The sequence below is a fragment of the Amycolatopsis sp. NPDC058986 genome (assembly GCF_042741125.1).
Classification (GTDB): domain Bacteria; phylum Actinomycetota; class Actinomycetes; order Mycobacteriales; family Pseudonocardiaceae; genus Amycolatopsis.
This window is the reverse complement of sequence record NZ_JBHYJW010000099.1, coordinates 1-20,400: the sequence shown is the minus strand read 5'-3', so window position 1 is coordinate 20,400 and position 20,400 is coordinate 1. Positions and strand designations below refer to the sequence as shown.

Here is a 20,400-nt window from a genome sequence, read left to right as displayed (position 1 = left end):
ACAGCACGTCCGCGACACCACAACCTGACCATTACCCCACCCCGTCAACCCCACCCCACCAGCACAAACCAGGATGAAAAATCCCCATTGGGGCGTTCGTCCTCAGCGCTTCCGGGCCCGTACCGCTTCGATGACGTCGTCGTCCCAGCGGTGCGTGCGGATGAGCCGGTAGCGTTCGCTCGCCACCCACATGTAGGCCTCGGCGTCGGTGCGTGTGCCGATCATGTCGGCCTGCCGCAGCATCCCGACCACCGGCACGAACTCCTCGTCGAACCAGCGCTGCGCGACGCTCGCCCGGTCGCAGTAGCGGCCTTCGTCCTGCATCAGCCGGAAACCCCACGCCTCGACGTGCTCGCCGAGCAGCGCGTAGTCCCACGGGTCCGACACGATCACCGACGCGCGGGCGTGCCCGGTCAGCGGGACGCGTTCGAGGAACAGCCGCCGGTAGTCCTTGACGATCAGATCGCCGCGGAAGCGGATTCCGCTCGGGTCGAGCTTCGTCCGCACCACGATGACCTGAGCCTCTATTGTGGACAGTCCCTGCGCGTGTGCGACGGAAACCCGGTGGTGCCCGTCGATGATGAAGTGCAGCTCGCCCACGCGGTACACCTCGATCGGCGGGATCTCCTCGCCCCGCCGCGCGGCCAGCGCGAGCCGTTCCCAGCGTTCCCGGACCCGCCCCGACGTCGGCCGGAAGCGCCGGTCGAAATCGCGGCCGCGGTCGACACTGCCGACGATCGAGTCCAGCGAGATCACCCGCAGCCCGATCCGCCGCTCGCTGAGGTAGCCGAGCGCGTCCACGACTTCGTTGAACGGCAACATGATGTTCACGTCGTCGGGCTCGCCACGCAACCACTTCGCCAGCCGTGACAGCACCTGCCGCCGCCGTGCGCGCAGGAAGTCGTGCTCCGCGTCGGCCCTCGGAAAACCGGTGCCCCTGTTGTTCATGCGATCGCCTCGCTCCGCGAGACAGTGTCCAATTCCTTATGGCGCATGATATCGATGATTCGCTCGCAAGCTTCGCTCATGAAAACTCCATGATCTGGTGGCCCACCACGTTGCGAACGCGGGTTTCGCCCAGCCGCCGGTCCGGGACCGGTGCGCCGTGCGGATGGATGTGCCCGTGCAGCAACCACTTCGGCCGTAACCGCTCGACCGTCCTATGCAGACAGTCGAACCCGTGGTGCGGAAGATCCGGCCGGTCGCCGAGATCCCGGGGCGGCGCGTGGGTCAGCAGGATGTCGACGCCCCGGCCGTCGCGGCGCCGCCGCCACCCGGCCCGCCGGACAACCCGCCGCGCGCGGCGTGCCTGCTGCCGTTGCGTCCACTGGTTCGGACCGTCGTTGTAGCGGACGGACCCGCCGAGCCCCGCGAACCGGAGCCCGGCGACGTCCACGACGCGCCCGTCGGCGTTGATCCCGCCTGCCGGGCCGGGCCACGCCGCCGGGAAACCGTCCTTCATGGACAGTCCGCCGTATCGGGTGTAGCCGCTCAGATCCGGGTCGTGGTTGCCCGGGACGAACACGCAGGGCGCATCGAGCGCGCCCGCCAGGAACTCGAGGTACTCGTAGGGCAGGTCGCCGGCGCCGATGACGAGGTCGACCGAGCAGGCGCGGACCGCGTCGGTCCACAGCCGCTCGTCCACCTCGTCCGCGACGACCAGCGCTTTCGGCATGCGCTCAGGGTACGGCTCCCGAGCTCACTTCATCGCGGCCTCGGGGTGGGTCACGATGATCGTGGTGATGACGACGAGCCAGCTGAGGCACAGCACGAGCGCCCAGAACTTGAGGTTGGTCAGGATGCGGGACATGGGAAAGCCTCCTACTGCTACCGGGGGAAAGACGGGGTCGGGGAGGGAGCTACAACCAGTCGTTCTTCCGGAATATTCGGTACAGCATCAGGCAGATGGCGACGATGACGCCGAAGATCAGCGGATAGCCGAACTTCCAGTGCAGTTCCGGCATGAAGTCGAAGTTCATGCCGTAGATCCCGGCGATCATCGTCGGGACGGTGATGATCGCCGCCCACGCGGTGATCTTGCGCATGTCCGTGTTCTGCTGCAGCGAGATTTTCGCGACGGTCGCGTCGACCAGGGTGCTCAGCAGTTCGTCGAACGCGGACACCCGCTCCGAGACCGTCGCGAGGTGGTCGGCGACGTCGCGGAAATACGAGCGGACCTCGTCCGGCACCAGCCGCGTGTAGCCCTCCGAGAGCCGCTGCACCGGCGTGGCCAGCGGCAGCACCGCGCGGCGGAGTTCGAGCACTTCCCGCTTCATCAGGTAGATCTGTTCGGCGCTGACCTGCGAGCGCGGCGCGAACACCTGCGCCTCGATCTCGTCGATGTCGGACTCGATCCGCGTCGTGACCTCGAGGTAGTGGTCGACGACCTGGTCGGCGATCGCGTGCACGACGGCGGCGGGCCCGAGCGCGAGCTGCTCCGGGTCCTCGTCCAGCTCGCGGCGCAGCCTGGCCAGCCCGGAGTGGTTCCCGTGCCGCACGGTGACCACGAAGTCCCGGCCGAGGAAGAGCATCAGCTCGCCGGTCTCGACGATCTCGTTCGCGGTGGTCGGCGACTCGTGCTCGACGTACCGCACGGTCTTGAACACCATGAACAGCGAGTCGTCGTAGCGCTCCAGCTTCGGCCGCTGATGCGCCTCCAGCGCGTCCTCGACGGCCAGCTCGTGCAGCCCGAACGTGTCCGCGACACCCTGGATCTGCTCGGCGTCCGGCTCGTGCAGCCCGATCCAGACGAAACCCTCGTGGCGTTTGCGGACCTCTTTGATCGCCTCGGAGTGCGTCCAGCGGCCTGGCAGGCGGCGGCCGTCGACGTATACGGCGCAGTCGACGACGTACGCCGACAACGGCACCGGCAGCGCGCGTACCGGTGTGCCCTTGGCGCGGTCGTCACCGCGGCCGCGAAGGCCGCCGAGCGAGGGAATGGCAGGCATGGGATCTCCTGGGCTGCGTCGTGCGTGTTCGTGCGCGAAGACGACGTGCCTGGCGGACTCGTGTCCGTCCGGCGTTCACCAGCGTTCCCGGGGTGTTGCCTGGCCTAGCGGGAAGAGAGCAGGCCGGTCATCGAAGGGGGAACGCTGCGACTACTAGGAAGCGGACTATCGCCACTACTACTCATGGGGTTCCCTCACCTCCTTCGGGCCGGCGCTGTCGTGAGACGCGGAGAGTGGCAGGGCTCGCGTTGACGCGCGAACACCAATGGTTGAGGGTACTCCTCACCACGAATACGTGTCGTACCAGGCTCATGGGGCGTTACGCGGACAGGAGGACGTCGGGTGCAGTTCGGGCGTTATTACGAGGAATTCGAGGTCGGTGCGGTCTACAAGCACTGGCCGGGGAAGACGGTCACCGAGTACGACGACCACCTGTTCTGCCTCATCACCATGAACCACCATCCGCTGCACATGGACGCGCACTACGCCGAAGAGACCACCGACTTCGGCAAGAACGTCGTGGTCGGCAACTACATCTACTCGCTGCTGCTCGGCATGTCGGTTCCGGACGTTTCCGGCAAGGCGATCGCGAACCTCGAGGTCGAATCGCTCAAACACGTCAAGCCGACGTTTCACGGCGACACCATCTACGGCGAAACCGAGGTGCTCGACAAGACGCCGTCGAAGTCGAAGGACGACCGCGGCGTGGTGTACGTCGAGACACGCGGGTACAAACAGGACGGGACGATCGTGTGCGTCTTCCGGCGCAAGGTGATGGTGCCGAAGCGGTCCTACGGGGACACCCGCGGCGGGGAACAGCCCGGCCGCCCCGTGCCCCACGAATGAGCGAGGAGTCCCGATGGGGATCGCCCTGGACGAGATCAAGCGGAGACTCCGCACTTTCGCGGAAGTCGAGGCACGCGGCGTCTCACCGCTCTACGACCACCTCGCCACGCAGGCGGCCGAGGACGACGACGTCGCGGGGCTGCTGACCGACGCGCGGGGCGGCGAGGCGCGCGGGACGCTGCTCCTGGCGACCGCGCACCGGCTCGTCCAGGCCGACCCGATCCATCCGTTGTCGCGCTACTACCCGTCGGTGGGCGGGTTCGACGGCGTCGACGCGGACACCTGGCCGCTGTTCCGTTCTTTTCTCCTGGAGCGGGCCGAGCGCGCCCGGGAGATCATCGGGACCCGGTTCACACAGACGAACGAAGTGCGGCGCGCGGCGCTGCTCTACCCGGCGCTCGCGCAGGTGGCGAAGGAAGCGAAGCGGTTCGCGTTGCTGGAAGTCGGCTGCAGCGCCGGGCTCCTGCTCGGTCTCGACCGGTTCGCCTACCGGTACCAGTGCGACGGCGGTGAGCAGCTCGTCGCGGGCCCGGCGAAGGCCGCGGTCGGCCTGCACTGCGCGATCGACGTCGCGCCGGGCGCGGTGCTCCCGAAACTGCCGAAGAAGCTGACGATCGGCGCGCGGGCGGGGCTCGACCGGGCGCCGGTGGACCTGCGGGACGAGGAGGAGCTGGCCTGGCTGGAAGCCTGCGTGTGGGCCGATCAGCCGGACCGGTTGCGCCTGCTGCGCACGGCTGCCGCGGAACAGGCGCGGCACACGCCGGAGCTGGTGGCCGGCGACGCTGTCGACGACCTCGACGCGGCCGCTTCGCGGTTGCCCGATGCGTTGCCGCTGGTGGTGCTGACGAGTCACGCGCTGGCGTACCTCGGCCCCCGGCGCGCCGCGTTCGTGGAGGCACTGGCGGCGCTGGCCGAGCGACGGCCGGTGTGGTGGGTCAGCGAGGAGGCGTACGGCGTCGGCCTGGAGGCGGTCCTGCCCGGCCGTGACGACCTCGCGCGCGACGCGGACGGGAGCGGCGGGCTGTGCGTGCTCGGCGTCGTCCGCTGGGAAGGCGGGAAGCCGGACGCCCAGGCCCTGGCGCGCACGGCGCCGCACGGACAACGCATGACCTGGCTGCCGGTGTAGTGCACGCTCCGCGTACGAGTTTCCTTCACGGCATAGGGGTCCCGAACGAGCCGTTCGCGACGTGCCCAGCCTCACCCCAGCCGAGGCAGCCCCCTCACCTCCCGAGGATGCCGTTAAGGCCACCTTGCGGGCGTCAGACGCCGCAAGGTGGCCTTAACGGCATTTCCGGCCCCGCCTCGGCCTGGGGAGGGGGAGCGAGGGACCTTTGCTTGCGTTGGTTAGCGCGCTAATCGTTGGCATGCTCGGGAGCGTTAGCAAAGGTCCCTTGCTCTCGCATCGTGGGCGGCCCGGTCAATTGCGAGGAAGAACACCCCAATCACGCAAGGTGACGAAAAGGGCTTCGGTGAGCTGGTTCGCGGCATCGAGTGACGCGAACTCGCTGGCGTCGACCCAGCGGGCGTCGGCGGCATCGTCGCCGGGTTCGAGGGTCCCGCCGATGATCTTGCAGGCGTAGTCGTGGATGTCGTACCGGCCCCTGACCACCGAACCGACACGGGTACGCAGAGTGACGTCGAGGTTGGTTTCTTCCCGCAGTTCGCGCACCAGGGCTTGCTCGTCCGTCTCGCCGGCCTCCACCTTGCCGCCGGGCAGCGTCCACAGTCCCGCGCCCGGCTCGTGCGCGCGCTGGACCAGCAACAACCGGCCCTCGCCGTCGTGCAGGATCGCGCCGACGGAGCGGATCGAACCGCGCGGAGAGTCGTCCATACCGGTCAGCCTAGCCGCGAATCCCCAGCTCCAGGCCGCTTCTGTACACGGAGAGTAGCCGTGCGGTACACTTCCGACGGCCCACTGACCCAAGCGCGGGACTTTCCTCCCGTGTGGGTGTTCAGTGCGGTACAACGTAGAACGTCAGGATTTTGACAGACCGGTTGTCGCCGTAAGAGACGGGATTGATCGCGGTGAACGTGAAAAAGATTGCGATTCTCGCAGGTGTCGCGCTTGTGTTGTTCTTCGTGATCGCACAGCCTGGCCAGGCCGCAGGTCTCGTTGGCAACATCATCGACTTCCTCCGCAGCTCTGCCGAATCGGTGATTACCTTCGTCAGCAACGTCTTCAAGGGCTAGCCGGCGGATACCCTCGACGTATGTTCGCCCCACGCGACCCCGACGAGTACCTACTCGACACCGAGCGGCGGGTCATCCGGATCCGCCGGCATTGGGCCGTGCTGACCTGGGACACCTTCGAGGCGGCCGCGTTGCTGGCCATCTGCGTGCTGGTGTCGTATCTGCTGCCGCCGTCGCTGTGGGTGGTGCAGAACATCCTCTGGTACGTCGCCCTGCTCGTCGTCCTCCGCTTCGCCTACGTGGTGATGGAGTGGTGGGTCGAGCGGCTGGTGGTCACCGACAAACGGTTCGTCATGACGACCGGGGTGTTCACCACGAAGGTGCTGATGATGCCGATCAGCAAGGTCACCGACCTCACCTACGAACGCACCTGGAACGGCCGGATGATGGGCTACGGCACGATGATCGTCGAGTCCGCCGGACAGATCCAGGCGCTGAACCGGATCGACTACCTCCCGCGGCCGGAGGAGTTCTACGACACGATCTCCGAACTGGTCTTCGGGGACAAGCAGAAGCAGGCCGAGCGCTTCTCCATGATCAAGGCGCAGCGCGCCGCACGCGGGAAGAAGGCGGTCGGCTGAGCCGATGCGCCCTCAGCGGTAGAGCGTGCTCCGGGCTGGGCTGCCCGGAGTCGCTGTGACGTAGCGCATCGTCGAGAATGGACGCGATGCGCATCGATCTGCACGCCCACTCCACCGCTTCCGACGGTACCGACACCCCGGCCGAGCTGGTCGCGGCCGCCGTGCGGTCCGGTCTCGACGTCGTCGCGATCACCGATCACGACACCACGGCGGGCTGGGCCGAGGCCGCCGCCGCTGTCCCGCCGGGGCTGAAACTCGTGCCGGGCGCGGAACTCTCCACGATCTGGGCCGAGCCGGGGACGGGGCGCGAGATCAGTGTGCACCTGCTGGCCTACCTCTTCGATCCGACGGCGCCCGCGCTGGTCGCCGAGCAGACGCGGCTGCGTGCCGAACGGCGGATGCGGCTGCGGGTGATGGCCGAGCGGATGGCCGCCGACGGCCTCCCGGTCGACGCCGACGAGATCTTCGGGCGGCTGGCCCCCGACGTGCCCGCCGGGCGCCCGCATCTGGCGCAGGCGCTGGTGCGCGCCGGTCTGGTCACCAGTGTCGACCAGGCGTTCGCGGAGTATCTGGGCGCCGGCCGCGGCTACTACCTCGCCCGGCACGACACGCCCGTCGAGGAGGCGATCGACATGATCGCGGCGGCGGGTGGCGTCACGGTCGTCGCGCATCCGTTCGCGCACACCCGGGGCTGGACGATCGACGAGGAGGCGCTGGCGACACTCGCGGCGCGCGGCCTCACCGGCGTCGAGGTCGATCACCCGAACCACGACGACCGTGCCCGCAAGCAGCTCTTCGGGCTCGCGGGGGAGCTGGACCTCGTGCGCACCGGATCGAGCGACTACCACGGCACGAACAAGACGATCGCGCTCGGCCAGGAGACGACCGACCCGATTCAGCTGGAGGATTTGGTGGCGCGAGCGACCGGCGCCGCGGTCGTGGTGGGCTGACACATGAACGTGGCGGCCTTCTTCGACGCGAAGCTGTTCATGAGCGCGACGATCACGTTGATCGTCATCATGGACCCGCCCGGAACGGTGCCGGTGTTCCTGAGTCTCGTCGGCCGCAAGCCGATGGCGGTCCGCGCGCGGGCCGCACGACAGGCAGTGCTCGTCTCGCTGCTGGTGATTTCGCTCTTCGCGGTGGCGGGGCAGGCGATCCTGTCGTACCTCGGCATCGGCATCCCGGCGCTGCAGGGCGCGGGCGGGCTGCTTCTGCTGCTGATCGCGTTGCAGCTGCTGACCAGCAAGAGCAATCAGGAACCCGAGGCCGTCGAGGACGTCAACGTCGCGCTCGTCCCGCTGGGCACGCCACTGCTGGCGGGACCGGGCGCGATCGCCGCGACCATCGTCTTCGTGCGACAGGCCGATGGCCATGTCGGTGCGTATGTCGCGCTGGCACTCGCGATCGTCGCCGTGCACTTCGTGCTCTACACCTGCATGCGTTTCTCCGGCGTGGTCATCCGGCTGATCAAGGAAAGCGGCATCACCCTGCTGGCCAAGATCGCCGGTCTGCTGCTGGCCGCGATCGCCGTCGAACTGGTCGCCAACTCGGTCCGCGGGTTCATCGCGGGCGGCTGAGGCCGGTCACGCACCCGCGCCGGAAAGTGTCGGTGGTGGTGCGTAGCGTGGACACCGGTCGGAGCGAATGGGGTGGCGTGAAAGAGCAACTGGGTTTCGATTTCGGTGTCGAGCAGCCGCAACGGCTGACCAAGGTGTCCCCGGCGCGGCTGGCGACGTTCGAGGACTGTCCCCGCCGCTACCGGATGACGTACCTGGAGCGGCCGGCGCCGCAGCGCACCGGTCCCTGGGCGCACAGCACCCTGGGCGCGGTGGTGCACAACGCGTTGCGGGCCCTGTTCGACCTGCCGGTGGCGAAGCGGACGCCGCAGCGCGCGGTCGCGCTGGTCGCCGAGCACTGGAAGGACGCGGGCTTCGCCGATCAGGAGCAGGCCGCGCGGTACCGCGCGCGGGCGAAGGGCTGGGTCGCCGAGTACGTCGAGGATCACGACGTCAGCGACGATCCGATCGGCCTGGAACGCTGGGTTTCCGCGCCGGTGAGCACCGAAGAAGGCAGCAGCAGGCCGACGATGATCATCGAGGGCAGGGCGGACCGGATCGATCAGCGCGGCGGCGAGCTGGTGATCGTCGACTACAAGACCGGTCGCCGCGAACCCGACGAGTACGAGGCGCGCGCGTCGCAGGCACTGGCGATGTACGCGGTTGCCGCGTCGCGGACATTGCGCATGCCGTGCACCAAGGTCGAGCTGCACCACCTGCCGACGGGAACGGTCGCGGCCGCCGAGCACACCGGGGACAGCCTGCGTCGGCATCTGGAACGCGCCGGGGAGACTGCCGGGGATCTGCGGCTCGCGACGGATACCCTGGACGCGGGCGGAGACGGTGACGTCCTGTTCCCCGCGCGGCCCGACCGGCGTTGTGCGTGGTGCGATTTCCGGCCCAGCTGCGCTGTGGGCCAGGAAGCGGCCCCCGCCGCGCAGCCGTGGGATCTGCTGGCGCCCTGACCCGGCCTTCCCCCGAACCGACCAGGATTGGACAGACGAGAACGTGGCGTCCCCCGACACCGAGGAACTGACGAGCGCGCCGCTGCCCGTCGGCCCGGAGACGGAGTCCCCACGGGCGGAGCCGCCGCCGCGCGACGACGCCGAGGACGCTGGCCTTGCTGCTGCTGGTGGCGACGGCGGCCGTGGCAAGGAATCCGGCCGATGGTGGCGTGGGCTCACCGGCTCGCTCGCGGCCGGGCTCGTGGTACTCGCGCTCGGCGTGCTGGCCGTCGCGGGTGTCTGCCTGTTCACCGGCGCGCCCGGTCCGGCCGTGCCGATGCTGGCCGGCCATCCCGTCGCCGCCCTGCTCGCTGTGCTGGGGCAGCGGGTGGCCGATCGCCGCAACGGGCTCGTTGCCGGTCTCGCGGGCGTCGGCGTCCTGGCCGTCGTCGCCGCCACGCTCATCCTCTTCTGGCTCAACTGACCTCGTCCGGCCCTCTCACCTGGGCAACGAGAGCAGGGGACCTTTGCTCTCGTTTACTGAGCGACGCTAACCAAGTGAGAGCAAAGGTCCCCCGCTCCCGCGCGGCGTGAGTAAAGGTCCCCTGCTCTCGTTCCCGGCGTGGTTGGGCACCCGGGAAAGGCGAGGGAGGGAGCTAGCGCAGGGCGGCGAGGAGGTCGCCGCGTTGTTCCAGCAGCACGGGGCCGAGGGCGGTGAGCCGCACCGGGCCGGTGTAGCCGCGGCGGTCGACGCCGACGGTGCGGATCGTCGAGCCGTTGGCCTCGTTCAGCACGGCGAGGCCGCCCTTGATGGGCACGACCAGCTGGCTCGCGTAGGTGATCCCGGGCCCGCGGGTGCCGTCCAGTGACCAGCGTGGGGCGAGGTCGTCGCGGGACAGGGCGATGGTCTTCGAGCCGGTGAACCAGTACAGGGCCTCGGCCGTCCGGGTGGTCTGCTCGACGCCGCCGGGCGGGTCCTGCGCGAGGTCGCCCGCGGGCAGGTCCAGCGGGTACGCGGTGCGCTGGGTGCCGTCCGGTCCGTAGATGACCAGCAGCTTCTGGTCGGGCAGCGCGACGGCGGCGTAATCGCCGGACATCGCCACCAGCCGTGCCCGCTTCCCGGCGACGACCACGCTGTAGGTGGTCTGCGGCTCGTCCTCGTGCTCGGCTTTCGCCTTGTAGACGGTGAGGCGGTCGGCGGGGTCGCCGGGGCAGCGTTCGATGACGCCGATCTTGCTCGCGGCGGCCGCCACCGTGCCGTACGTGCAGCCGACGCGGGGCTGCTTGTCGTGGTTGACCATGGCCGGGACCTGGCCGTACTCCATGTCCTTGACCAGGTCGTCGCGCCAGGTGTCGAGCAGCTTCTTGCCGGTGGTGGTGACGTGCGAGCCGTCGCTGACCAGCTGCGTGCCGAGTTCGGCGTCGCCGTTGCGCTGCGCGGTGATCCGCCCGGTCGCCGGGTCGAGCTGGGTGACCTCGCTGCAGCCGAGGCTCTTGCTGAACACGGCGTTCACCCGGCCCCACGCCGCCCCGGCGGTGCACAGCGACAGGTTCGTCCGCGTGTAGTGCCAGCGCACCTGCCCGGTCAGCGGATCACGGCCGTCCACGGCGTTGCCGTCCGCGGTGACGACGGTGTTGCTCTCGCCCACCGGCACCGGGGTCGCGCCGCTGCGGGCCTGCCACAGCTCGGTGAGCGACCCGGGCACCGCGGCGGGCGCCTTCGGCAGCGCCGGGGACGGCGCGGCGGTCGAGCGGTCGGTCGCCGCGCTGTCGCTGGTCACCGCCACGACCAGACCGGCGGCCGCGACCACGACGACGATCGCGGCCGCGACCAGCTTGTCCCGGCGGCGATTCCACGGGGAACGCCGCGCCCTGGTGGGTGCCTGGTGCTTCGGAGTGTTCTCGGGCTCGGACGGCGTCAGCACGTCCTCGTCACCGTAGGCGGGCGCCGGGTCGTGCTCCGGCGCGCCGTCCGAGCGCTCGCTCACGAGACCTGGCTCCCCACTGTCGGCGCGGTATCGCGGTCAGTCTGCCGACGCAGGTGTATCAGACGTGTTGGCTGCCGTGGCAGGCTTCCGCCGACGCCGCCGCCGCGCGGGACGTTCGGCGTTCTCGCCGGCGTCCTTCTCCACGGGGCCGGTGGCCTCCGGGTTCGGCTTCGTGCCGCCCCGGGTACGCCGCCGCGAGCGGGCACGCGTGGATTCACCCGACTCGGCGGACACCGTGTCGGTGCCGCCCTCGGCCTTCGCGGAGTCCGCGGCTTCGATCGCCTCGGCCGCGCGAGCGCCGCCCCTGGTCCGCTTGCGCGGGGCGCGGGTGCGCTTGCGCGGAGCGTCCTCCGAGACGGTGTCGCGGCCACGGCCGCGCGGGCCGCGGCGCTTGCCGCCCAGGTCCTCTTCCTCCTCGGCGGCAAGGCCGGCGCGGGTGCGCTTGGCCAGCGGCAGCCTGCCGGTGGTGCCCTCCGGGATGCCCAGGTCGGCGAACAGGTGCGTCGAGGACGAGTACGTCTCCACCGGCTCCGGCATGTCGAGGCCGAGGGTGTCGGAGATCAGCTTCCAGCGCGGCTCCTCGTCCCAGTCGACGAGGGTGACCGCGACACCGGTGCGCCCGGCGCGGCCGGTCCGGCCGATCCGGTGGACGTAGGTCTTCTCGTCCTCCGGGCACTGGTAGTTGATCACGTGCGTGACGTCGTCGATGTCGATGCCGCGGGCGGCGACGTCGGTGGCGACCAGCACGTCGACCTTGCCGGAGCGGAACGCGCGCAGCGCCTGCTCACGGGCGCCCTGGCCGAGGTCGCCGTGCACCGCCGCCGCGGCGAACCCGCGCTCGACCAGGTCGTCGGCCACTTTCTGCGCGGTGCGCTTGGTGCGGCTGAAGATCATCGTGAGGCCGCGGTCGGCCGCCTGCAGGATGCGGGCGATGACCTCGGGCTTGTCCATCGAGTGCGCCCGGTAGACGAACTGCGTGGTGCGTTCGTGGACCGCGCCGGCGTCGTTCTCCTCGGCGCGGATGTGCGTCGGCTGCCGCAGGAACGTCCGCGCCAGGGTGATGATCGGGCCGGGCATGGTCGCCGAGAACAGCATCGTCTGCCGCTCGTCCGGGACCATCCGCAGGATGCGCTCGATGTCGGGCAGGAAGCCGAGGTCGAGCATCTCGTCGGCCTCGTCGAGCACCAGGCCGCGGACCTTGCCCAGCACCAGGTGCTGCTGCTCGGCCAGGTCCAGCAGGCGGCCGGGTGTGCCGATGACGACGTCGACGCCCTTGCGCAGCGCCGCGATCTGCGGCTCGTACGGACGGCCGCCGTAGATGGCCAGCGTGCGGATGCCGAGGTGCTTGCCCGCGCCCTTGAGGTCGTTGGCGACCTGGATGCACAGCTCGCGGGTCGGGACGACGACCAGCACCTGCGGGGTGCCGTCGCCGGGGACCTGCACGCGGTGCAGCAGCGGGACGCCGAAGCCCAGCGTCTTGCCCATGCCGGTGCGGGCCTGGCCGATCAGGTCGTCGCCCGCCATGGCGAGCGGCAGGGTGAGCGCCTGGATCGCGAAGGTGCGCTCGATGCCTGCCTCGCCCAGGGCCTTCACGATCTCCGGCTTGACGCCGAAGGACGCGAAGGTCGGGGCCTCCGGCTCGACCGGGGCGCCCGCCTGCAGCGGATGCGACGTGTCGAGCGCGGCGGGGCCAGTCTCGCTGTGTTCCAGCGCGACCGCGGCGGGCATGTCTTCGGTTGTGGATTTCTGTGCGGTCAGGGTGATCGCCTCTCTCGTGACCAGCGCGCACAGCCCTGAAGTCCGTCCGACACTCGACCATGCGAAACGCGGCTCGCTCCGCGCGTTCGGCGCCGGAGCCGGTCCTGCACGGGAATGCCGCTAGAGGCGTGCACGCACATTTCAGTACGTCGATGAACCCTGGGATTCACCTTTTCCCTGGCGGCTCGAGTGGACGTACCACCCGGCTCGCCGTTCCCGCTCGTGAGAGCGCCCGGCCGCCGGCGGCCTCGGGGCCGCGTCGTGGCGGGGACGCCGCATCGGTGTGCGGAAGTCTAGTCGATATCGCTGTCAGCATACCTGGTCAGCAGTTTTACAACAGTACCCGCCGCGGCGAGCCGACGTGGGATCGGTCTCTTCGCGGCGCCCGGAGCCCCGTCGGCGATACCCTCGTCGCCGTGACCGAGGCCAAACAGATCAGCGAAGGCGTCGTCGACCTCCTCGGCGTGATCGCCTATCTCGAACTTTCCGCGTTCGATCGGATGGCGGAGGACGCGCGCAGCGCCCCGACGCTGGCCGGCCGGGCCAAGCTGGCGGCCATGGCGGCCGCCGAAATCGGTCACTACGACCTGCTGTCGGCGCATCTGTCCGCGCACGGCGTCGCCATCGAAGACGCGATGACGCCGTTCGTGAACCACATCGACGACTGGCACGCCTCGACGCCGCCCAAGTCGTGGCTCGAATCGCTCGTCAAGGCCTACGTCGGGGACGGCCTCGCCGCCGACCTCTACCGCGAGATCGCGCACTGGCTCGACCCGGAGACCAAGGACCTCGTGCTGACCGTGCTGGCCGACACCGGGCATTCGGCGTTCGCCGAGCGCGAAGTCGCCGCCGGGATCGAGGCCGATCCGAAGACGCGGGACAAGCTCGCGCTGTGGGGCAGGCGACTGCTCGGCGAGGCGCTCACGCAGGCCCAGTACGTCGTCGCCGAGCGGGACGGTCTCGCCGAGCTGATCATCAGCGGATCCGGTGACCTGTCGGGAATCGCCGCGTTGTTCCGCCGGTTACAGCAGGGGCATACCAAGCGCATGCAGGCGCTCGGCCTGGGCTGACGCGGTGCGGTACCAGGACTCGGCCGCGTCGTTCCGGGTGGACGCGCGGCACCGCGAGGACGCGGTTCGGTTAGCCTTGCCGGGTATATCCCTTACGAATTTCCAGCGGAGGTCCCACGTGGAGGTCAAGATCGGCATCAAGGACACCCCGCGCGAGCTGGTGGTGTCCAGTGGCCAGTCTCCCGAAGAGGTGGAGAAGCTGGTCGCCGAGGCCCTGACTGCAGGGGACGGGCTCTTCCGCCTCAACGACGAGAAGGGCCGCAAGTACATCGTGCCGTCCGACCGGATCGCCTATGTCGAGATCGCGCCGTCCGACGTGCGCAAGGTCGGCTTCGGCGTCGCGGACTGACGCTCTCGTCACTGTGGCGTCACCGCCTGATCTCAGCTAGCTCTCAGGCTTGATCGTCACCCTCTTCGGAGGGGACGGCGGGGACGAGCCGAGAGAGAAGGTGGACGGCGTCACTGTGGTGCGGACGGTTCCTTCCCGGAACCGGGAATTCCTCGAGCCGGCCGGTCGTGCCCCCCGCGGCGGATCGGCCGGTCGGCTCACCGGCGTGGACGTCGCCCGTGGCCTCGCAGTGCTCGGCATGTACGCGGTGCACATCGGGCCGAACCCCAACGACGGCGGCTTCGCGGTGCTCTTCAAGCCGTTCGAAGGGCATTCGGCGGCGTTGTTCGCCGTGCTCGCCGGAGTGTCCGTCGCGCTGATGTCCGGCGGGACGCGGCCGAAAACGGGCCGCTCCCGGACCCAGGTCGCGCTGCGGCTGGCCACGCGGGCGCCGTTGCTGGTCGCGCTGGGGCTGCTCATCGCCGGGCTGGACACCGGGTACATGGTGATCCTCGCCTACTACGGCGCCAGTTTCCTGCTCGCGATCCCGTGGCTGCGGTTCGGTGCCAGGACGCTCGGCATCGCGGCCGTGGTCACCGCGCTGGTGGCGCCGCTGCTCTCGTTCGTGCTGCGCTCGCAGTTCCGCCCGCGTGACCTGATCTTCTTCGCGCCCGACGCGTCGTGGTCGGACTTCACCTCCAGCGCCGGGCTCATGCACGCCTTCGTGGTGCTGGTGCTGACCGGCACCTTCCCCGCGCTGACGCTGATGGCCTACATCTTCGCCGGGATGGCCATCGGCAGGCTGAACCTCGCCTCGCCGCGGGTCAGCCGCCGGCTGTTCTTCGGCGGGTCGGCGCTGGCGACGGCCGGCTATCTCGGTTCGTGGCTCGCGACCGACGTCCTCGGCGGTATGCGGGCGGTGTACCGCTCACTGGAGCCCGCCGCGACCCAGGCCGGGATGAGCCCGGTGGAGTTCTTCCGTATCAACGACACCTGGATCCACGGCACGCCGCCCACCACGACGTGGGCGTGGGAGCTGGTGCCGACCGGTGCCTCGTACACCCCGTTCGACCTGCTGATCTCGATCGGGATCGCGGCGGCGGTGATCGGCCTGTGCCAGCTGGTGATGCCGTGGCTGGGCCGGGTCCTGTGGCCGCTGGCCGACCTCGGGGGCCGCGTGCTTTCGGCCTACGTTCTGCACTTCGTCGTGATCTGGCTGATCTGGGACGAGCCGGAGAGCGGGCAGGACCTGTTCGGCGTGTGGCACTTCGTCGAGTTCTGCGTGGTCGCGGTCGTCGCCGCGGTGGCATGGCGGAAGTGGATCGGGCGCGGACCGCTCGAGTGGCTGCTGAACAAGCTGTCGAGCTGGCCGAAGTACGTGGTCCCGGTGGGGCGCGTGCCCGAGCCGCGGCGGGCGGAGCAGTAGCGAGGGACCTTTGCTCTCGTTCGTTAGTGTGCTAATCGTTGGCTTGCTCACGGACGTTAGCAAAGGTCCCTTGCTCTATTTCCGCAGGTCAGAGGTATCCTCGCGGCGCTTGTGCTGAAGGACGCCTTTAGTGCGCTGGACGCAGTGAAGGACGCTTTCAGCGCGCTCAACGCACTGAAAGCGTCCTTCAGCACTTCCGGGCAGCGCTCAGGCGTTGAGTTCCGCCAGGCTGGTGGGCACGTGGAAGGGCGGTGTGCTGGTGCCCATGATCCGGTAGCGGCCCCACGGGTCGGGGTCGGAGATCTCACCGGACGCGCTGCGCTCGCCCGCGCGGATCTCGACCGTCTTCTTCTTGCCGCCCGCCAGCTCGGTGAGCTTCTCGTCGGCGGCGATCCGGCCGTACCAGCGGTAGTAGCCGTCGATCGGCTGGAAGTAGCCCCGCAGATCGACCTTCACCGCGAGTTCGGTGCCGTCGACGACCAAGGTGGCCTCGCCGTTGTAGCCGTCTTCGTCGTGCTCGCTCATGTGATCCTCCGTGGGGGTCAGCCGGCGTCGCTGTCGGCTGCGGATTCCTGCTTGGCCCTGCTCATCTGGATGACCTTGTTCGCCTCGAGCGGCACGTTCGGGTCGATGATCACGCCGTGCTGGCGGGTCAGGCCGTCGATCGCGGCCCAGATGATCTGCGTCAGGTACTCGACGACCGAGTCGCGGCCCATGGACTGCCGGTCCAGCCACCATTCACCGGTGTTCTGGACCATGCCGACGATTCCGTACGCCCACGGCTCGGCCGCGCCGGAGTCCATGTTGAACATCCGCATGTAGTCGCCGAGCAGTGCCGACAGCGCGGTCGCGATGAGTTCCTTGTCCTCGGCGACGACGTCGGAGTCGCCCGCCTTCTCCTGCGTCGCGCCGCGTGCGAGCAAGCGGTACAGGTTCGGGTGTTCCTCGATGACGGTGAAGAACGCGTCGAGCGCCATCCGGATGCGCGGGACCGGCGCGAGCTCGGCGTTGATGGCCGGGATCAGGCGTCCCAGCAGGATCTCGGTGCCGCGCTGGCCGAGGGCGACGTAGAGGTCGGCCTTGTCGTCGAAATGCCGGTACAGCACGGGTTTCGTGACGCCCGCTTCGGCGGCGACGTCCTCCATGCCCAGCTCGGGGCCGTGTTTGTCCAGCGCGCGGAGCGCCGCTTCCACGAACTCCGCCCGGCGGGCGATCCGGTGCTTGCGCCAGCGGTCGCGCCGGGCGTCCCCGGTGTCGGCCTCCCCGGCGGGGGCGCGCTTGCTGGAGTGCTTGCTGGAGCGCTTGACACGTTCGATCACGGTCGTCATGCTACCAGAGGTAACTGTTACTAGTGGTTACAGAAACCTGCGTCACGAAAGGGGTGTGTCGCAATGACGCGGACGCTCAAGGATCCCGGCCGCGAAAAGACCGCGGACCGGCTGCTCAAGTCGTCGGCGAACAAGTTCTACGACCCCGAGGTGGACATCGACTGGGATGCGCCACTGGTCGAGGGTAAGCGATACATCCCCGAGGAGCGTTCGTCCCTGTACGGGACCGAAATCTGGGACCGGCTGACCCCGGAACAGCGGATCGAGCTGGGCAAGCACGAGATCGCCAGCGTCGCGACCACCGGGCTGTGGTTCGAGATCCTGCTGATGCAGATGCTGCTCAAGGAGGTCTACGAGCAGGACCCGACGACCTCGCACGCGCAGTTCGCGCTCACCGAGATCGCCGACGAATGCCGGCACTCCACGATGTTCGCGCGGATGTCGGCGCGGCTCGGCGTCCCGACCTACGGCCCGGTGCCGTGGCTGCGCCGCCTCGCCAAGCTGATGCCGACGATCTCCTACGGGCCCGCGCGCTACGGCGCGATCCTGGTCGCCGAGGAGGTCCTCGACCGGCTCCAGCGCGAGCAGATGAACGACGAGGGCATCCAGCCCCTGGTACGGATGGTGAACCGCATCCACGTCCTCGAAGAGGCGCGGCACGTCACGTTCGCCCGCGAAGAGGTCACGCGTGGTATGGCGAAGCTGTCCCGCGGCGAGCGCGTCTACCAGCAGTTCATCATCGCGCTGATCTCGTACTTCGTGACGAGGGCGTTCATCAACCCCAACATCTACAAGGCCATCGGCATCCGTCCGCGCGACGGTGTCGAGGCGGCGCTGAACAACCCGAACTGGCAGAACACGATCGCCTGGGCGGGGGAGAAGATCATGCCGTTCCTCGACGAGTCCGGGCTGGTCGGCGCGCCGGGGATGTACTTCTGGCACAAGTCCTTCCTGCTCCCGGCGGGCCGATGACCACCGCCGAGCGGCTGCGGGACCCGGCCCGCGCGCACCGGTTCGTCACCGGTGACGGCACCGCGCTGCACCTCGAAACGTGCGGACCGGCCGACTCCGCCGCCACCCTCGTCCTCGTGCATGGCTGGACCCAGGACCATCGGACCTGGGACTTCGTGCTGCCGCAGCTGGACCCGGCGATCCGGATCCTGCGCTACGACCTGCGCGGCCACGGCGGATCGGCCCACGCGAAGCCGGGTACGGCACGGATCGAGCGGCTCGCCGACGACCTCGCCGAGCTCATCGCCGACCGGGTGCCGACCGGTCCGCTCGTGCTTGCCGGGCACTCGATGGGCGGGATGACGCTCATGGCGCTCGCCGAGCGGCATCCGGAGCTGGTGTCCTCGCGGGTGGCCGCGGCCGCGTTCGTGGCGACGTCCTCGGGGCAGATGGACCAGCTGACACTCGGGCTGCCCGGCCTCGCCGGGCGCGGGGTGACCCGGCTCGAACCGCGCGTCGCGAAGTTCCTCGCGCGGATGCGGGCGGAGAACTTCCGGCTGTCGGGGAGCATGGTGCGGTCCGCCGCGCGGGTCCTCGTGTTCGGGGACCGGCCGCGCCGCGCGGAGGTCCGCAGCGTGGCCGAGCAGATGTTGTGCGCGCATCCGGCGAGCGTCGGCGAGTTCATCGACGCGATCGCGCGGCACGAGGGCCGGGTCGGGCTCGGCGCGCTGCGGGACATCCCGGTCGCGGTGCTCGCGGGCGAGAAGGACCGGCTGTGCCCGCTGCCGCACGCGAAGGTCATCGCGGATGCCTTGCCGGACGCGGAGTTCGTCCGCTACCCGGGTGCCGGGCACATGCTCCCGCAGGAGCGGGCGGGCGAAGTGGCCTACCGCGTCAATGCCCTGATCCGGTCGGCCGTCCGGACCGGATGACGTGAACGGGCAGGTCCCGGGTCCACAGGGGGATCCGGGACCTTCCCGGTAACGGCGCGTATCGCTAGCGTGATCCTCCGTCTCGTCGGCAGACCTGGGGAGTGATCACGATGCGGCAAAGACCCGCGTTCGGCGTATTCGTCCTGACCTTGGCGCTCGTCCTCGGCGGAGCCCTGCTGGTGGGCCTCGGCCGGGGTACCACCGATCCGGCAGCGGCGGACGCCTTCGACGGCACCGGCCGCGTCGTCGTCCGCGGCGCCTCGATGGTGCTGACCATGGACCCGAAGGCCGGTGAAGGCCCGCTCGGGCAGCTTTCCGACGCCGACGTCCTGCTCGAAGGCGACCGGATCAAGGCCGTCGGCAAGAACCTCGACACCGGCGGCGCGCGCGTCGTGGACGGGCGCGGCAAGATCGTCCTGCCCGGGTTCGTCGACATGCACAACCACCTGTGGCAGTCGCTGATCCGCGGCTGTGCGGGGGACAAGGAACTCAACGGCTGGCTCGGCAAGTGCGTGCTGCCGCTCTACAGCAAGCCGATCACCGAGGCCGACGGCTACGCCGGTGTTCGTCTGTCCACTATGGACGTGATCGGGACCGGGATCACCACGGTCACGGACTGGTCGCACACCTTCAACAAGCCCTTCGCCTGGGGGAATCTCCGCGCGCTCGCCGACTCGAAGATCCGGTTCGTGTTCGCCTACGACGCGGGCTCGGACCCGGCGCTGCAGGACGCCGTCCGCGCGGCGAATCGGGAGTTCATCGAGCCGAACCCGTTGGCGCACCTGCAGGTCGGGTCGCATCCGGCGCTGGACAACTTCGGCAATCTCGACGCGTCGGCCAAGCTCGCGCGCGAACTCGGCGTCCCGCTCAACGTGCATCTGCTGGAGTCCAAGGCGGATCCGGCGACCGGGCAGATGGAGGCGCTGCGCAAGGCGGACGCGCTGCGGCCGGGGCTGGTCGCCGACCACGTCATCCACGCGACCGACGCCGACCTCGACGAACTGGCCAAGGCCGACGTGCGGGTCGCGCACAACCCGTTGTCGAACCAGCGGCTCGCGTCCGGGATCATCCGGCTGCCCGAGATGCACCGGCGCGGGATGAAGGTCGGGCTCGGGCTGGACGGCGGCACGAACGACACCAGCGACATGTTCAACGTCATGCGCGCGGCGGTGAACCTGCAGCGCGCCGTGGCCACCGATCCGTCGGTCTACCCGGTGGTGTCCGACGTGCTGCGGATGGCCACGCTCGGCGGCGCCCAGGCGCTGGGCCTCGACGGTGAGATCGGCTCGCTGACCCCGGGCAAGAAGGCGGACCTGCAGGTGATCGACGCCCAGCAGGTCAACTTCGCGCCGCGGGTCGACTGGGTCAACCAGGTCGTCTACAACACCCAGCCCGCGAACGTGCAGTGGGTGTTCGTCGACGGAAAGGCGCTCAAGCGCGACGGCCGGGGGGGGGGGGGGCCCCCCCCCCCCCCCCACCCCCACCCCCCGGCGGCCCCCGCGCACCGCGCAACCACTAGCTAATAAAAAAATAAAGAGGAGGACGAAGAAG

Annotated in this window: 22 protein-coding genes; 14 read left to right on the top strand and 8 right to left on the bottom strand. The window is 69.5% G+C overall.

What is annotated here, in order from left to right; genetic code table 11:
• Positions 1 to 102 precede the first annotated feature (102 nt).
• The 3 genes from ACFW0G_RS43640 to corA form a co-directional block, all read right to left on the bottom strand.
• Entirely contained in the window at positions 103 to 948 is an 846-nt protein-coding gene (locus ACFW0G_RS43640; protein ID WP_378331456.1) for a chromosome partitioning protein ParB, read from the bottom strand.
• A gap of 76 nt (positions 949 to 1,024) precedes the next feature.
• Positions 1,025 to 1,675 carry a metallophosphoesterase gene (locus ACFW0G_RS43635; protein WP_378331455.1) on the bottom strand — a complete coding sequence of 217 codons (651 nt, stop codon included), beginning with the start codon at positions 1,673 to 1,675 and terminating at the stop codon, positions 1,025 to 1,027.
• 184 nt (positions 1,676 to 1,859) lie between these two features.
• Entirely contained in the window at positions 1,860 to 2,948 is a 1,089-nt protein-coding gene (corA, locus tag ACFW0G_RS43630; protein WP_378331454.1) for a magnesium/cobalt transporter CorA, read from the bottom strand.
• Positions 2,949 to 3,290: 342 nt separating this feature from the next.
• On the opposite strand from corA, the gene ACFW0G_RS43625 reads away from it, so the two are divergent.
• Together ACFW0G_RS43625 and ACFW0G_RS43620 are read left to right on the top strand one after the other, a co-directional pair.
• On the top strand, positions 3,291 to 3,794 hold the full coding sequence (locus tag ACFW0G_RS43625; protein ID WP_378331453.1) for a MaoC family dehydratase: 504 nt from the start codon (positions 3,291 to 3,293) through the stop codon (positions 3,792 to 3,794).
• Between the two features lie 13 nt (positions 3,795 to 3,807).
• Complete coding sequence (locus ACFW0G_RS43620) at positions 3,808 to 4,920, top strand: DUF2332 domain-containing protein (protein WP_378331452.1); 1,113 nt, start codon at positions 3,808 to 3,810, stop codon at positions 4,918 to 4,920.
• A 291-nt stretch (positions 4,921 to 5,211) separates the two neighbouring features.
• Here the strand turns inward: ACFW0G_RS43620 and ACFW0G_RS43615 are convergent, their stop codons facing one another.
• Positions 5,212 to 5,625, bottom strand: coding sequence for an NUDIX hydrolase (locus ACFW0G_RS43615; protein WP_378331451.1), 414 nt, complete (start codon positions 5,623 to 5,625; stop codon positions 5,212 to 5,214).
• A gap of 185 nt (positions 5,626 to 5,810) precedes the next feature.
• Between ACFW0G_RS43615 and ACFW0G_RS43610 the strand changes: the two genes are divergently transcribed.
• From ACFW0G_RS43610 to ACFW0G_RS43585, 6 genes are all read left to right on the top strand, one after another.
• The gene (locus tag ACFW0G_RS43610) at positions 5,811 to 5,984 is read left to right on the top strand and encodes a hypothetical protein (RefSeq protein ID WP_378331450.1); all 174 of its coding nucleotides are present in this window, start codon (positions 5,811 to 5,813) and stop codon (positions 5,982 to 5,984) included.
• A 20-nt stretch (positions 5,985 to 6,004) separates the two neighbouring features.
• On the top strand, positions 6,005 to 6,565 hold the full coding sequence (locus ACFW0G_RS43605; protein WP_378331449.1) for a PH domain-containing protein: 561 nt from the start codon (positions 6,005 to 6,007) through the stop codon (positions 6,563 to 6,565).
• Positions 6,566 to 6,651: 86 nt separating this feature from the next.
• On the top strand, positions 6,652 to 7,515 hold the full coding sequence (locus ACFW0G_RS43600) for a PHP domain-containing protein (protein WP_378331448.1): 864 nt from the start codon (positions 6,652 to 6,654) through the stop codon (positions 7,513 to 7,515).
• Positions 7,516 to 7,518: 3 nt separating this feature from the next.
• Positions 7,519 to 8,145: a MarC family protein gene (locus ACFW0G_RS43595; RefSeq protein WP_378331447.1), complete on the top strand. Its 627-nt coding sequence runs from the start codon at positions 7,519 to 7,521 to the stop codon at positions 8,143 to 8,145.
• Between the two features lie 77 nt (positions 8,146 to 8,222).
• Positions 8,223 to 9,089, top strand: a complete 867-nt coding sequence (locus ACFW0G_RS43590) for a RecB family exonuclease (protein WP_378331457.1) — start codon at positions 8,223 to 8,225, stop codon at positions 9,087 to 9,089.
• 43 nt (positions 9,090 to 9,132) lie between these two features.
• A complete protein-coding gene (locus ACFW0G_RS43585) occupies positions 9,133 to 9,552 on the top strand; it encodes a hypothetical protein (protein ID WP_378331446.1) in 420 nt (139 codons plus the stop codon).
• A 172-nt stretch (positions 9,553 to 9,724) separates the two neighbouring features.
• On the opposite strand, the gene ACFW0G_RS43580 is transcribed toward ACFW0G_RS43585, so the two are convergent.
• Both ACFW0G_RS43580 and ACFW0G_RS43575 read right to left on the bottom strand, forming a co-directional pair.
• Positions 9,725 to 11,056, bottom strand: a complete 1,332-nt coding sequence (locus tag ACFW0G_RS43580) for a hypothetical protein (protein WP_378331445.1) — start codon at positions 11,054 to 11,056, stop codon at positions 9,725 to 9,727.
• 36 nt (positions 11,057 to 11,092) lie between these two features.
• A complete protein-coding gene (locus tag ACFW0G_RS43575; protein WP_378331444.1) occupies positions 11,093 to 12,784 on the bottom strand; it encodes a DEAD/DEAH box helicase in 1,692 nt (563 codons plus the stop codon).
• Between the two features lie 446 nt (positions 12,785 to 13,230).
• Here ACFW0G_RS43575 and ACFW0G_RS43570 point away from each other — a divergent pair, with 446 nt between their 5' ends.
• The 3 genes from ACFW0G_RS43570 (at position 13,231) to ACFW0G_RS43560 (ending at position 15,638) form a co-directional block, all read left to right on the top strand.
• Positions 13,231 to 13,884 (top strand): ferritin-like fold-containing protein, encoded by a 654-nt coding sequence (locus ACFW0G_RS43570; protein ID WP_378331443.1) that lies wholly within the window; start codon positions 13,231 to 13,233, stop codon positions 13,882 to 13,884.
• A 118-nt stretch (positions 13,885 to 14,002) separates the two neighbouring features.
• Positions 14,003 to 14,233, top strand: coding sequence for a DUF3107 domain-containing protein (locus ACFW0G_RS43565; protein WP_378331442.1), 231 nt, complete (start codon positions 14,003 to 14,005; stop codon positions 14,231 to 14,233).
• Between the two features lie 205 nt (positions 14,234 to 14,438).
• Positions 14,439 to 15,638 carry a DUF418 domain-containing protein gene (locus ACFW0G_RS43560; protein ID WP_378331441.1) on the top strand — a complete coding sequence of 400 codons (1,200 nt, stop codon included), beginning with the start codon at positions 14,439 to 14,441 and terminating at the stop codon, positions 15,636 to 15,638.
• Positions 15,639 to 15,845: 207 nt separating this feature from the next.
• On the opposite strand, the gene ACFW0G_RS43555 is transcribed toward ACFW0G_RS43560, so the two are convergent.
• Both ACFW0G_RS43555 and ACFW0G_RS43550 read right to left on the bottom strand, forming a co-directional pair.
• Entirely contained in the window at positions 15,846 to 16,163 is a 318-nt protein-coding gene (locus tag ACFW0G_RS43555) for a DUF4873 domain-containing protein (RefSeq protein ID WP_378331440.1), read from the bottom strand.
• A gap of 17 nt (positions 16,164 to 16,180) precedes the next feature.
• Positions 16,181 to 16,966, bottom strand: coding sequence for a TetR/AcrR family transcriptional regulator (locus tag ACFW0G_RS43550; RefSeq protein WP_378331439.1), 786 nt, complete (start codon positions 16,964 to 16,966; stop codon positions 16,181 to 16,183).
• Between the two features lie 63 nt (positions 16,967 to 17,029).
• Between ACFW0G_RS43550 and ACFW0G_RS43545 the strand changes: the two genes are divergently transcribed.
• The 3 genes from ACFW0G_RS43545 (at position 17,030) to ACFW0G_RS43535 (ending at position 20,372) form a co-directional block, all read left to right on the top strand.
• Entirely contained in the window at positions 17,030 to 17,938 is a 909-nt protein-coding gene (locus tag ACFW0G_RS43545) for a diiron oxygenase (protein WP_378331438.1), read from the top strand.
• Positions 17,935 to 18,849: an alpha/beta fold hydrolase gene (locus ACFW0G_RS43540; protein ID WP_378331437.1), complete on the top strand. Its 915-nt coding sequence runs from the start codon at positions 17,935 to 17,937 to the stop codon at positions 18,847 to 18,849. The genes ACFW0G_RS43545 and ACFW0G_RS43540 overlap by 4 nt, the downstream gene beginning before the upstream one ends.
• Positions 18,850 to 18,959: 110 nt before the next feature.
• Positions 18,960 to 20,372: an amidohydrolase family protein gene (locus ACFW0G_RS43535; RefSeq protein WP_378331436.1), complete on the top strand. Its 1,413-nt coding sequence runs from the start codon at positions 18,960 to 18,962 to the stop codon at positions 20,370 to 20,372.
• The last annotated feature ends 28 nt before the right edge of the window (positions 20,373 to 20,400 follow it).